The following is a 13,153-nucleotide window of genomic DNA, read 5'->3' as shown; positions in this document are numbered from 1 at the left end:
TATCTATTTTTAATCTTCTAAAACTTCAATGTTTAAAATTTTATCACCTTGACGGATATCATCTACAAGGTCTACATTCTCAACTACTTTACCAAAACAAGTATGGTTACGGTCTAAGTGAGCGGTATTTGTTCTGCTGTGGCAAATAAAAAACTGTGAACCACCAGTGTTGCGGCCAGCGTGAGCCATAGATAAAACACCACGATCGTGATATTGATTTTCTCCGTCTAATTCGCAATCAATTTTGTAACCTGGGCCACCAGTACCTGCTAAATGCGCTTTAGCCGGATCTTTTGAATTTGGGCATCCACCCTGAACCATAAAGTTAGGAATTACACGGTGAAAAGTTATACCATCATAAAAGCCTTCTTTAGCTAATTTTTTAAAGTTTGCAACGGCTTTCGGCGCATCATTATCGTAGAATTCTACAGTCATTTCGCCTTTTTCTGTTTTTATTATTGCTTTACTCATATCAATATCGGTACTAATTTTAAATTTTATTCACCTAAAAAACAATCGTATTTTTTTAGTAGAGGGCAAAAATAACAAAATTGTATAACTTATAACATCATTAAATTTTTCTATACAGTTTAAATGCGGTATTTTAGTGTTTTAAGCATACCGATTTGATAAAGAAATATTATATCCTGCTCATTTGCCTGCTTTGCTCCCTGGGGCTAAGGGCTTCTTCTTTGTTAATTTACATGGATGAAGACCAAAAGAACCACCTTAAAGCATATGGTATTGCCTATTGGACAATCAGCAAACAACTAGAGGTTGATTGGCTTTTAAACTATCGTGGAGGAAGTTTTTTAATTAAATACAATAAAACAGTTGAAGACGAGCTTAAAATCCGTGGCGTATCGTACGAAGTAATGGCTGATGGAAAGGTAACCAACCTTTTAAACGAAATCAGCGATCCTGCGGTGAATATGGAGATGGTTAAGCTGGAGAAAACACCAAAAATTGCGGTTTACTCTCCAAAAAGCAAATTACCATGGGATGATGCCGTTACACTCGTTTTAACCTACGCCGAAATTCCATACGATGTAATTTATGATGATGATATTTTACAGGATAAATTGAGCAAATACGATTGGTTACACTTGCACCATGAAGATTTTACCGGGCAGTACGGCCGTTTCTGGGCTAATTTCAGGTACGCAACCTGGTACCAGGAAGATGTTAAAAACCAGGAAACCTTAGCTAAACGCATGGGTTATAAAAAGGTTTCTGAAATGAAATTAGCCGTTGCCAAACACATTAAAGAATACTGTGCTGGTGGAGGCTTTTTGTTTGCAATGTGCTCGGGCACTGATAGTTTCGACATTGCTCTTGCTGCTGATGGGGTAGACATTTGTGCCCAAATGTTTGATGGTGATGCTGCAGATCCAAATGCACAAAGTAAACTGGATTTTAATAAAACCTTAGCCTTCCAGAATTTCAAGTTAGATAACAACCCAATGAACTATGAATTTTCAGATATCGACGCTACTCAAACCCGTACCCTGAACCAAACCAACGATTACTTTACTTTATTCGATTTTTCGGCCAAATGGGACCTCGTTCCAACCATGCTTACCCAAGACCACGATAAGGTGATTAAAGGTTTTATGGGGCAAACCACAGCATTCAGAAAGAGTTTAGTGAAAACAAGCGTAACTGTTTTAGGCGAAAATAAAGGTGCCGCAGAAGTAAGATATTTACATGGCGAAATTGGCAAAGGTCAGTTTACTTTTTACGGCGGGCACGATCCGGAAGATTATCAGCATGCTGTAGGTGATCCGCCAACAGATTTAAACCTGCATCCAAATTCGCCGGGGTACCGCCTGATCTTAAATAATGTGCTTTTTCCCGCAGCAAAAAAGAAACCTCAAAAAACATAAGTTGCAGGATTTAGCTCATGGCATTATTTATTTCAGGTTTAAAAAATTGTTAATTCTCCCCTGTATTCCTGTTATGTATACAGTAACTGGCTCCTCATACCATTTCTGATTCGTATCATCACTACACTTAAATGTTGCAAAAATCATACTGAAAACCAATACATTAGCTATTCAATTGTAACACGCTTGATACTTTGGCACAGCTTTTGGAATTGAGGCTTGTAATTAACAACAGGTTTAAGCCTGAAATTTTAAACAAGATTCTTCTAAAAGAAAAATATTATGAAAAAGTTACTATTAAGTGCATCAGTTTTATTATTAGCAACAGGTGCATTTGCACAAACAAAAATGACTAGTGAAACTGCTCGCTTTGGAATAAAAGCTGGCGTTAACCTTTCTAAGTTTCATGCGGGGGGCGATGATGCCGCAGCCAATAATTTTAATGATAATGCAAAAAACAATGTTGGCTTCAATGTGACCGCATTTGGTGATTTTGGTGTAGGAAATAATTTCTTCATTCAACCAGGCGTATCATTACAGAATAAGGGTAATAAATTTGAATCCGTAAACACAGCAACTGCAGGAAACAATACCATTACGACCACATCTTCTATTAAAACCAATTTAATGGCGATTGAGGTACCCGTAAATGCGGTATTAAGAATTCCTACCGGTGATGCCGGCGCAGTTCAGATTAGTGCTGGTCCGTATATCGGTTTTAACATCTCAGGTAAAGACAAAGGAGAAAACACGGTTACAACAGTGAACAACTCCAATAATACCAGCGCTACTGTTACGACTTCTAATGATAGAGACTTATCTTTTGGTAGTGCCAGCGATAAAAATTATAACAGTACCGAATTTGGTGCAAACTTTGGTTTAGCCTACCGCACAAATTCAGGATTTTTAGTAGGTGCTAACTATGGCTTAGGTTTAACAGATTTGACTCCGAAAGACAGACAGGCTAATACCAATAAATTAACTAACCGCGTGTTAGGTTTCTCAGTTGGTTATTCTTTCTAAGCGAAAAGCCTTAAAAGCAAAAGCCTCCTGGATTATTAAATCGGGAGGCTTTTTTATGCGCTATTATTTAGTCGTAAAAGTTCCAGCTTACCCCAAATTTTAATAGGGCATCTTGCATGGGGTACCTGTTTACAGTGTAATAACCCGGTTGGAATAAACCCTGGTTTACAAAATCGTATTTAACAAAAATATTGGCCCTTTTTAAATTTGCTTTAAAAAAGACATCAATTACTGGTTTTGAAGCTAGGTTTGTTGGATTGCGTTCATCAATATAAAACTGCGCTGTTGCGGGTGAATATAAGTAGTTTGCATATTCAGAATTGTACCTTACATCAAATCCCACATTAGCCTTTAATACTTTAAAAAAAGTATTATCAAAATAAATACTGTTATAAGTATAAAGTTCAGGTGTTCTTAACACTGCATTTTTATCTGTTTTTTGATAAGCGATATAATTTTCCATCACAAACTTACCAAACCTCGATTTCTTTGATACATCCAACCTGATTAAGCTAATATCGGCAGTAGCCTGTTTTGGTAAAATGGCAGTTGTACCATTGGTATGGTCGGCGGCAAAATAAACATAGTTACTGGTTAAGAAATATTTGGCTCCGGCAGTAAAACCATACTTATCATTGATATAGTTAAATGATAAATTGGCAATTTTAGTGTTCTTAAAATCGCTGTTTGTCCATTGGTAATGGTTGCCATGATAGTAATTAAAAATAGCCGCTGGCGATTGGTTTTGTACATAAGCACCCAACTCGATCCTTCCTATGGTTTTACCTAAAAGGATTTTACTTTTTGCCTCATATAAGTAATCGCCTGCATTTTCACCTTGCAAAATTTGCTGTACATCTAAATTGAAATCGATATTATTAGAGAACCGATAGCCCGCTGCACCTAAAATGGTAATGTTTTGATAAGCAAACCTACTGCGCTCGTAATTGGTTGCATCTTGTTTTATACCAAGATATTCGTGTTTATAATAATCGTGTTTAATCCCCGCATCAACCTTCAGTTCATTTTTTATAACCGAACTATTTTTTGGTCTTAAAAAGAAACTATAAATAAATTCATTTTTGATATGTTTTACATGGGTCGAATCATTCGTAAATATTGTGCTCGCAATTCCAGGAGGCAGTACATGATTAACATCCGTTCCATTTTTGTAAAAATCGAAACTGTCGTTATTATACTCAAACGTATACGAAACCTTGTTGGTTGGTAAAACAGCATTGTTAACATTTGCAGAGGTATCTATCCTTCCTACGTAATAAGTTTGCTTTAAGAAAACGGTGTTTTTGCGGTACAAATTTCTTGAGTCTGATAAATTTACCGGTTCTGCCTCTCTTGCAATTTTAGAATAATCAGGATCGAATAAACCTGTGGCTACTGTAGAACCATTCTCGTAGGCACGCATGGTATTAAAAATTGCCGATGCCCACATATTGTAACGTTTGCTTGGCGATTGGTACCATGAAAATACGGCAACATTCAAATTATCGCCACGTTGTCTGGCGTAAAAGCCTTTAGAATCGCCACGGTTAAAATTAAGCCCAACATTCCAGTTTTTTTTAATATTCTGTGTGTGGATGGCTCTAAAAAGCTGCTCTTTTTGTCCCGCACTAACAAAATATAAGCTGGTAAAAGGGGTTCTGGCCTGATAGTAAATAATATCTTCAGGCGTTAAAGCGTAATAATCAAGCGAATGAAATCCTGCGTCAAAGCCAATCCTTTTACTAGGCTCGTATAATAATGGCCTTGCTGCCAAGCCCATATTACCATTGTTTATGGTTGGGTGCAAGGGCTGTAAGAGTGGGCTGTAATTCTGGATATTGGTAGTTGAGGTATCTAAAGGCAGCAACACAATACTGTCTTTAGTTAACGACAGCTTGGTAAATCTGATATATTTTGCGGTAAAAACGACAGAATCCTTCCCCGAGTCTAGTTTCTTCCGAACAGAATCCAATTCTTTGTTGGTACCAACACTTGTTTTTAAATCTTGTGCAAAGGTTTTGTTAATGCCTAACAGCAGTAAGATAAAAAAACAGATTTTAACGACTTTATGCATCTTATAGTTCAGAAATTAAGCGGGTTAAAATCTCCGTCATTTTAGGCTCGGCTTTGGCGGCTGCTGCTAAAATTTCTTCTAAATTAAAAGGTTGCAGATCTTCCGGAAAACCCTCATCCGTTAACACGGAGATGGCAAAAACAGGTAAACCAGCGTGATTGGCCACAATAACCTCAGGCACGGTACTCATACCAACGGCATCAGCGCCAATTAAACGCAGATATTTATACTCAGCTTTGGTTTCTAAATTCGGTCCGGAAACGGCAACATATACCCCTTTATGACAGTTAATATCTACATCTTTAGCTATTTCCAGCGCTTTAACTATGATATCGCGTTTATAGGGCTGGCTCATATCCGGGAAACGGGGCCCTAATTCACTTTCGATTAAGCCACGCAATGGGTTATCTGGCTGCAGATTAATATGATCGTCTATAATCATTAAATCGCCCTTTTTAAACTCAGGATTTAACGAGCCCGCAGCATTAGATACAATTAAGTTTTCTATACCCAAACCTTTCATTACCCTAACCGGGAAAGTGATCTGTTGCATGCTGTAACCTTCATAATAATGTAGGCGCCCTTGCATCGCAATAATTTTCTTTCCGTTCAATGTTCCAAAAATCAGTTTCCCGCTATGAAATTCTAAAGTAGAAATTGGAAAATTTGGAATATTAGAATACATCAATTGATGCTCAACTTCGATTTCTTTTACCAAGCCACCCAAGCCAGTACCTAAAATAATCCCTATTTCTGGCTTAAAGTTCTCTGTTTTACGTTTTATATATTCAACGGTTTCTTCTATTGCTCTTAACATAGTTTAAAATGAGTTCGTCAAAGGTAATCTTATCTTCTTCAAATAATTCAACCTCTATGGGTAAATAATATATAGGTAAATCTACCAGTAAATCTTCAAATCCGGTAGCTCTTAAACGCTTGCTATCCTTTTCTGTTGTGATAATGATTTTATCTTTTTTAGTCCCTGCCAAAAAAACCGATTTAAACTTTTTAATATCATCATTTTTAAAAGCATAATGATCCCGAAATTCTTCGTGTTTAATGGTTTTAGTATATTTTTCAAGCTCTTCTATTAACGGAGCGGGATTTGCAATTCCGGTGAGCAGGAAAATTTCGAAATCTCTAATCGACTCGAGCGTGCGACTTTCGTTACGGTATAAATGAATAAGATCGCCATACTTGAGATAAGAATGTAATACTGGTTGATTGGCATTTGGCTGCAGTTCATTTATAGCGGCCTGCTGGGCAACATGTAACAAAGGAACCGGCGATTTTGTGACCAATAATATATCGGCCCTTTTACGCGAGGAGAAAACATCTCTTAAATTTCCCGCCGGCAACAAAAACTGTAAGGTACCCAACTTTCTAAACTCGAAAAGCACAATATTAAAACCTGCCCTTACCGCGCGGTGCTGAAAGGCATCATCAAGGATAACTAAATCATGATTCTCTTTTAATTGCTTAATCCCATTTACACGGTCTTCGCAAACAGCAACGGTAATACCTGTAAATTTTTGATGGTACTGTAATGGCTCATCTCCTATCGTTTCGGCCGTCGCAGCGCCATCGGCAACAATAAAACCTTTCGTTTTCCGGCCATATCCCCTACTGAGTATGGCTATTTTAAAGCCGGCCAGCAACTTCACTAAATATTCTGTTGTTGGTGTTTTGCCCGATCCGCCAACGGCTAAATTGCCTACACAGATTACCGGCAAATCGAACTTTACAGATCGCATCAATCCCCAATCATAAAGTTTTTTACGAAGAAGAATAGCCATTCCATAAATGATCGAAAAAGGAAGCAGTAAAAGGCGTAAATAGTTCAGTAGCATATCGTGGTTTCAAAAATACTGATTATTTAAAAAAGAAAGGCATGGCTTTAATCCAATGCACAGTAAAGCAACCATTGGTCTGACGAAATGGTTTGTAAGAATTTCGGCTAACGCTCGTTTCTAGTGAGTGTTAAATAATTTATCGTTTATAAACGATGAAATCGTATAGCTACTTCTGCACTCTTTTGGGAACGAGCAAAACCAAGAGAAAAATCGATTAAGATTATTAGAAAAGCAGTGCCAGCAGGCAGAATTAATGTTAGTCGGGCTTTCCGCTAAACCTTTTGTTTTGAAGAAAAACAAAAGTGTATCGCTGCAATCCCGTTTAATCAAAACCAGCAATACTGCTATTAAAGTTTTTTGAGCTTTCTTTAAAAAACAATTAGTTGTATAAACTATTTATCGTTTATAAACGATGAAATCGTAGTTATTTCTGCACGCGTTTGGAAACGCGTGCAAGCGTATTTAAAATTGTTCCAAAATATCTTTATCCGATTTATAGGTTTCTGCAATTACCTGGGGAATTGTTAAATTATGTTTCTGATAGAGTACTGTCCAAAGCTCAATATTATTTTTTTTAGGGTACTGATAAAAATCTTGTCTAAGTTTTAAGGTAGAGTAATTATCGCTGTTTTTTTGTTCAGGATCGATATTTTCCAGAAAAAGCAGCTCCATTTCTGCCGACGGCTCACCTTCCGAAAATAAACCGGCCACTACATTACACTTTAAATACGTAGAAGATAACTTCGACAAACCATTATCGATGGTATAGTTTTGCCTGTTTATCCAGATCATGCTTTTATTTATCGTAGCGATATTACTTTCCATTCCTTTAATCAGGTGTTTATCTACCGTGATATAAACCCAGCCATTCTTGCGTTTGTACAATGCATTTCTCTCTCTTGTGAAAGAGATCTTGTAACATTTTGTCCCTTCATATTCAACCTGTCCTTCAATTTCGTAATCATTATCCTCGCTGAGCATATTATCGTTAAGATTACTTACAAAATAAGATTTAAGCTCAATTCTTAAATCAACAGCGTAATTAATCTTCACCCCTCCTGTTTTTTTGAGCTCCTTAAGCCTTCTTAGTCCCTCTAGCTGTAACCTGATATCGTTTTTATATTCATCGGTATGAAGGTTAAATAATCCCTCGGCATAACTGTAATATTTGCCATCCTTTACCATATACTGCCTACACAACAATTTTTCGCTCACCACACCGGTATCGGCAAGGTGCGCGACCGCATTTTTAATTAAGGCAGAGGCAAAATTGGCAGCATAAATATGCACATCGTCTAATTTAGTGTATTTGTCTTTTAGCTTAACCATGAGGTCACTTGTACTGCTGCGCTCATCAACTTTAACTGAATTGCCTTCGTAACCCACCGAACTGAAAGAAAGCGATTGACCTTTATTTAAGGAATCTATTTTAAAGCTGAAGTTTCCTTCAGGATCACTCAGGGCAATTAATTTCTGCTTATTATAAATCGATACGGATGCGATACCTTTATTGGCTTCGTTAACCACTTGTCCTTTAATAAGCTGTTGCGCCAAGGCGCGCGAGGAGATGAAAAAGCAGCCTATTACGATTGAGAATATGATTTTTGAGTGATATGACATAGGTAGGTTGAGGCTTTATTTAGCTAATATTTGGTTATTTAGGTGTAAAATAATTATTCTCTTTAAATAACATAAATATACTGGATTAAGTTGGGTATTCGGCGCAGGGCGTTTGGGGTCGGTTAAGTATTAAACAATGAACTAACAAAAGTTATTCGACCATATTTTATCTTTTTTTATTATCATTGTTATCTACCAAAACATATTTTAATGTCTCCGAACAAAAGATTAGTAGTGGGCCAAGGCCAGATTAGTGGATATATTTCTATTTTTTTAGCCGTATTGGCCTTATTTGGCATTCTCTGTTTTCATTATCCAGAGAAGTTAACCACACCTGAATTCCGTGAAATATACACAAAAAACAGTATGGAAGCCCTAATGCTTGGAGGCGTTATTGCAGCATTCTTCTTTTCACTGTTAAGTTTAATCCTCAGTAAAAAACTAAAATGGGCCTGGCCAGGCTTTGCACTCGGTGCTTTAGCTGTAATATTGGGTGCTTTGAGTGTAGAAGGTAGAGATGTAGCCAAATCGGGCTGGCATTTTGGCCTTGATTGGATGATTTTAGATCTCCTATTAATGGTTGCCATTTTTGTTCCATTAGAATTATTCTTCCCCAAAAACAATGAGCAAACCAAATTCCACGAAGAATGGCGTACCGATTTAACCTATTTTGTAATCAGCCACCTTTTCATCCAGTTTTTCGGTATTGTAACCCAAAAACCTGCCGTATTGTTTTTCGGCTGGATAGGTTTAGATAAACTGCACACCTGGGTACAGGGTCTCCCATTTATAGTGGCCTTGTTTTTGGCTTTTTTCAGTACCGATTTGTTTCAATACTGGGCACATCGTTTTTTCCATACCCGGGTATCGTTATGGCGTTTCCATTCCATACACCATTCAACACAAAATATGGATTGGCTGGCGGGAAGCCGTACCCATTTTATTGACATCTTTTTCACCAGAGCAATGACTTTTATCCCGCTTTATGTTTTGGGCTTTTCATCTACCGTTTTCAATGTGTACATTATATTTATTGCGATACATGCGGTACTCATCCATGCCAACACCAGGATTAATTTTGGTCCGTTAAAATACATTTTTACAACACCCCAATATCACCATTGGCACCATTGCGAAGACCCTAAATATTATGGACATAACTTCGCCTCAATATTTCCCTTTATCGATATGATGTTTGGCACCTATTATTTACCTGGCAAAGAATGGCCGGCAGGAACAGGTGTACACGAAGCTTCGTATCCGAAAGGTTTTGTCAAACAATCCATTTATCCCTTTACAAAAAGTCCTTTTGATACCGATTTAAATATGGAAGAAAGAAGCGATAGATAAAGCAGATTAGCTAACGCTCGTTTAATGACAAGCGCAAAAGAGATAATAATTATAAAGATTATTTGGAAAGCAGCGTCTGTAAACATAATTAATGTTAGTCGGGCTTTCCGCTATATTCCCGATGAAGAATCGGGAGATGCCGCTGCAATCCCGTTTATTCAAAACTGACACTGCTACTATTAAAGGTTTTTGAACCTCCCAGAAAAGACAATCAACCGTCACAAACGATAAAATCGTAAAGCTATTTGTGCACTCGTTTGGAAACGAGCGCAAACGAAAAAATGAAACTGTCTGATGGTAACATCTGACAGCACCTTGCTCCGACAACACATTGCACACCCACCTCGCTGCCCTCTGTGTTTTTTCTCCATGATCTCTGTGGTTAAAGAAGCTTAAATGGAACAAACCCGAGTTTTAAATGTTATATTGGGATTCCATCTTATCATATGCAGGCCGAAACAGAAATTTTAATTATTGGTGGTGGATTGGCAGGTTTAACAGCTGCACTTCACCTGAATAAGGCGGGTTTAAATGTTACGTTGATCGAAAAAGATACCTATCCCCACCATAAAGTTTGCGGCGAATATATTTCGAATGAGGTGCTCCCCTATTTTGAATGGCTCGGTTTGGATATTGAAAATCTGGCACCCACATTAATAAGCGAATTGCTTTTCACTTCCCTTTCTGGCAAAAGCATAAAAACTAAATTACTCCTTGGCGGCTTTGGTTTAAGCAGATACACCATCGATCATTATCTCTATACCGAACTGATCAGGAGAAAAATAAACGTAATTCATGATCGTGTAGTACAGATTAACTTTGCCAACAATCAATTTACGGTAACAACTACAAACCACTCTTTTGTTGCAGCTTACGTTATTGGCGCTTATGGAAAAAGATCAGCAATTGATGTTAAGCTAAACCGGAATTTCATCAATAAACAATCGCCCTATCTGGCAGTTAAAGCACATTACAAAGCCGATTTCCCCAATAATCTGGTAAGCCTTCATAATTTTGAAGGTGGCTATTGTGGCGTTTCGAAGGTTGAAAATGACCGATTGAATATCTGTTACCTAGCTAACTATGAGCGTTTCAAAAAACACAAAAACCTGCTTGCCTTCCAGGAAAACGCACTCTATAAAAATAGACATTTGAAAACTATTTTCGAAAATGCTACCTGTTTATTCGATACACCATTAACCATCAGTCAGATTTCTTTCGAAACTAAAGAACCTGTGTATAACCATATTTTAATGATTGGCGATACTGCCGGATTAATTCATCCACTTTGTGGCAATGGCATGGCCATGGCCATCCACAGTGCCAAAATTGTTTCAGAACTTTTGCATCAAAGAATGGAGGGAAAAATCGGTTCGCGTGCAGCATTGGAAAAAACTTATACTTTACACTGGAATAAAGAATTTAAAAGCCGCTTAAAAGTGGGCAGCGTATTATCTTCTTTGCTGAGGAACAATAAATTCGAAAGTTTGGCCATGAGTGCGTTGACTAAAATGCCCTTTCTTCTCCATAAAATAATTAAACAGACACATGGTAAACCGATCAAGATTTTATAATAAATGCCAGTAGATACCACATATAGAAGCACAGCACCGGAGATTATGGATGACTTTGCCATGGAAGGTGAGATATTACGCGATGCACTGGATAAAATAGCCAGCATCAACCAACTCCTTGGTGGTAACAAAGTTACACTCGAGGGGATTAAAAGCCTAATCAACAGCAAACCAAAGGACAAGGTTATTCGTATTACTGATATTGGTTGTGGAAATGGAGATATGTTGCGCACTTTAGCTGATTATGCAAATAAACAAGGTTTGCACTTTATTTTAAAAGGGATAGATGCCAATAGGTACACTATAAATCATGCACAAAGTTTATCTAAAAACTACCCCAACATAACCTACTCCTGTAGCGATATTTTTGATGATTTTAGTAAAACAGAACCTTGCGACATTATGCTTTGTACTTTAACCCTACATCATTTTAAAGATGAAGAAATTATTGATCTGCTTGAGAATTTTAAAAGGTTGGCAACAATGGGCATTGTAATAAACGACCTACAAAGAAGTGCAGTGGCGTATTACCTGTTTAAAGCATTGTGTTATGTGTTCCGTTTAAATGATATGTCGAGAGAGGATGGCCTAGTATCAATTTTACGTGGGTTTAAAAGGGCAGATTTGCTTAATTACAGCAAACAATTAAAGCTAAAATCGAGTTCAATAAAATGGAAATGGGCTTTCCGCTACCAATGGATAATTAAAACAATATGAGCGTAACCGTAAAAGCAGTAAGTAAAGCCTTGCCCGAATTTTGGAGGTCAACCGATGAGATTTTAACATTTTTAGATATTTGGCTAAAAGATCAGGATGATCGCTTTATCCGAAAGGTAAAAAAGATTTTTGAAAGTGCCGCGGTAGATAAAAGATACTCGATCATGTCGCCCGAAGCGGTTTTTAGTAATTTAAGTTTTGAGGAGCGAAACAACATTTATGTAAGAGAAGGGATAAAGCTGGGTGCCAAATGTTTGGAAACCGCACTAGAAAGAGCCAACTGGCAAGCTCAAGATTTAGACTACATCATTACGGTGAGCTGCACCGGTATCATGATCCCTTCTTTAGATGCTTTTCTGATTAACTTACTTAAACTGCGTCAGGATATCGTGCGGCTGCCGGTTACTGAAATGGGCTGCGCCGCTGGTGTATCAGGCATGATTTATGCAAAGAATTTCCTGAAAGCAAATCCTGGTAAACGGGCCGCAGTTGTTGCGGTAGAATCACCAACGGCAACCTTTCAATTAAACGATTTTTCGATGGCCAACATTGTAAGTGCAGCAATATTTGGCGATGGTGCCGCCTGTGTACTGTTAAGTTCGAATGAAGAAGATAGTGGCCCAGAAATTTTGGCTGAAGAAATGTACCATTTTTATGATGCTGAAGAGATGATGGGATTTAAACTTACCAATACCGGACTACAAATGGTACTGGATGTAGCAGTTCCAGAGACCATTGCCAATCATTTTCCAGATATTATTCATCCTTTTCTTTCCAAAAACGGCCTCGATATTAATAATATAAACCATTTAATCTTTCATCCGGGTGGAAAAAAGATTATCCAGATTGTTGAAGAATTATTTGGCCGGCTTGGCAAAAATATAGACGAAACGAAAGAAGTTTTAAGGCTTTATGGAAACATGAGTAGCGCAACAGTTCTTTATGTTTTAGAACGGATTATGGATAAAAAGCCAATGCCTGGGGAAAAAGGACTGATGTTAAGTTTTGGCCCTGGATTTTCGGCACAGCGCATACTTTTACAATGGTAATCATTCA

General features: G+C 37.6%; 11 protein-coding genes. 6 read left to right on the top strand and 5 right to left on the bottom strand.

Features of this window, described 5'->3' with window-relative positions:
- Window positions 1-9 precede the first annotated feature (9 nt).
- A complete protein-coding gene (locus J7E57_RS20360) occupies window positions 10-471 on the bottom strand; it encodes a peptidylprolyl isomerase (protein WP_215125449.1) in 462 nt (153 codons plus the stop codon).
- A 233-nt stretch (window positions 472-704) separates the two neighbouring features.
- On the opposite strand from J7E57_RS20360, the gene J7E57_RS20355 reads away from it, so the two are divergent.
- Both J7E57_RS20355 and J7E57_RS20350 read left to right on the top strand, forming a co-directional pair.
- The gene (locus J7E57_RS20355; protein ID WP_108198204.1) at window positions 705-1,886 is read left to right on the top strand and encodes an asparagine synthetase B; all 1,182 of its coding nucleotides are present in this window, start codon (window positions 705-707) and stop codon (window positions 1,884-1,886) included.
- A gap of 282 nt (window positions 1,887-2,168) precedes the next feature.
- Window positions 2,169-2,909, top strand: coding sequence for an outer membrane beta-barrel protein (locus J7E57_RS20350; protein WP_215125448.1), 741 nt, complete (start codon window positions 2,169-2,171; stop codon window positions 2,907-2,909).
- Between the two features lie 67 nt (window positions 2,910-2,976).
- On the opposite strand, the gene J7E57_RS20345 is transcribed toward J7E57_RS20350, so the two are convergent.
- The 4 genes from J7E57_RS20345 to J7E57_RS20330 all read right to left on the bottom strand — a co-directional run bounded on the left by J7E57_RS20345 (window position 2,977) and on the right by J7E57_RS20330 (window position 8,456).
- Window positions 2,977-4,983, bottom strand: a complete 2,007-nt coding sequence (locus J7E57_RS20345; RefSeq protein ID WP_215125447.1) for a putative porin — start codon at window positions 4,981-4,983, stop codon at window positions 2,977-2,979.
- A 1-nt stretch (window position 4,984) separates the two neighbouring features.
- On the bottom strand, window positions 4,985-5,800 hold the full coding sequence (locus tag J7E57_RS20340) for a purine-nucleoside phosphorylase (protein WP_215125446.1): 816 nt from the start codon (window positions 5,798-5,800) through the stop codon (window positions 4,985-4,987).
- On the bottom strand, window positions 5,772-6,833 hold the full coding sequence (gene lpxK / locus J7E57_RS20335; RefSeq protein WP_215125445.1) for a tetraacyldisaccharide 4'-kinase: 1,062 nt from the start codon (window positions 6,831-6,833) through the stop codon (window positions 5,772-5,774). The genes J7E57_RS20340 and lpxK overlap by 29 nt, the downstream gene beginning before the upstream one ends.
- A 465-nt stretch (window positions 6,834-7,298) precedes the next feature.
- Window positions 7,299-8,456: a carboxypeptidase-like regulatory domain-containing protein gene (locus J7E57_RS20330; protein WP_215125444.1), complete on the bottom strand. Its 1,158-nt coding sequence runs from the start codon at window positions 8,454-8,456 to the stop codon at window positions 7,299-7,301.
- 210 nt (window positions 8,457-8,666) lie between these two features.
- On the opposite strand from J7E57_RS20330, the gene J7E57_RS20325 reads away from it, so the two are divergent.
- From J7E57_RS20325 to J7E57_RS20310, 4 genes are all read left to right on the top strand, one after another.
- On the top strand, window positions 8,667-9,806 hold the full coding sequence (locus tag J7E57_RS20325) for a sterol desaturase family protein (protein ID WP_215125443.1): 1,140 nt from the start codon (window positions 8,667-8,669) through the stop codon (window positions 9,804-9,806).
- A gap of 446 nt (window positions 9,807-10,252) precedes the next feature.
- A complete protein-coding gene (locus J7E57_RS20320; RefSeq protein WP_215125442.1) occupies window positions 10,253-11,380 on the top strand; it encodes an NAD(P)/FAD-dependent oxidoreductase in 1,128 nt (375 codons plus the stop codon).
- Between the two features lie 3 nt (window positions 11,381-11,383).
- Window positions 11,384-12,097 (top strand): methyltransferase domain-containing protein, encoded by a 714-nt coding sequence (locus J7E57_RS20315; RefSeq protein ID WP_215125441.1) that lies wholly within the window; start codon window positions 11,384-11,386, stop codon window positions 12,095-12,097.
- Complete coding sequence (locus J7E57_RS20310) at window positions 12,094-13,146, top strand: type III polyketide synthase (protein WP_215125440.1); 1,053 nt, start codon at window positions 12,094-12,096, stop codon at window positions 13,144-13,146. The genes J7E57_RS20315 and J7E57_RS20310 overlap by 4 nt, the downstream gene beginning before the upstream one ends.
- Window positions 13,147-13,153: the final 7 nt, after the last annotated feature.

Source organism: Pedobacter sp. ISL-64, from assembly GCF_018613605.1.
Taxonomy (GTDB): Bacteria; Bacteroidota; Bacteroidia; order Sphingobacteriales; family Sphingobacteriaceae; genus Pedobacter.
Note: the sequence above shows the minus strand (reverse complement) of the source record. Positions and strands in the feature narration are given on the sequence as shown.